Source organism: Pseudomonas sp. P5_B2, assembly GCF_056400445.1.
This window is the reverse complement of sequence record NZ_JBFULH010001275.1, coordinates 1-769: the sequence shown is the minus strand read 5'-3', so window position 1 is coordinate 769 and position 769 is coordinate 1. Positions and strand designations below refer to the sequence as shown.

The window sequence follows — 769 nt, the reverse complement described above, 5'->3', positions numbered from 1 at the left end:
TCGCCACCCTGATCGACCGTTCCCCGCTGTTGTTGCTATCGGGCCTGGGCGCCATGTCGGCGTTGATCATATTGGTCTACAAGGACACCCTGCTGTCGTTCGTGGCCAGCGTGCAACTGACCAGTAACGACATGCTGCGGGTGGGCGACTGGATYGAGATGCCGCAAGTCGGCGCCGACGGTGACGTGGTCGACATCACGTTGCATACGGTGAAAGTGCAGAACTTCGATAAAACCATCGTCTCGATCCCGACTTGGCGCTTGATGTCCGAGTCGTTCAAGAACTGGCGGGGCATGCAGCAATCGGGCGGACGACGGATCAAGCGCAGCCTGTTCATCGACGCCAGTGGTGTGCGTTTCATCCGCGATGACGAAGAGCAGAAGTTGTCGCAGGTGCATCTGCTGACCGATTACATCGGTCGCAAGCAGGCTGAACTCAAAGCCTGGAACGAAGCGCAGGGCAACGTGGCGGCCATGTCGGCCAACCGTCGGCGGATGACCAACATCGGAACCTTCCGCGCTTATGCATTGGCGTATCTGAAAAGCCACCCGGAGATTCAACCCGGCATGACCTGCATGGTCCGCCAGATGCAGACCACCGCGCAGGGTATTCCATTGGAAATCTACTGCTTCACCAGCACCACGGCGTGGGCAGATTACGAGCGGATTCAGGGGGATATTTTTGATTACTTGCTGGCGGTGCTGCCGGAGTTTGGGTTAGGTCTTTATCAGCAGCCGAGTGGTGGGGATTTGCGGGCCGGGTTGTTACC

1 protein-coding gene is annotated in these 769 nt (G+C 58.2%); it reads left to right on the top strand.

All coding sequences use genetic code 11. The features are described from left to right. A partial coding sequence (locus AC1DRJ_RS30710) for a mechanosensitive ion channel family protein (protein WP_477805421.1) occupies positions 1-769 on the top strand: 769 nt, incomplete at both ends.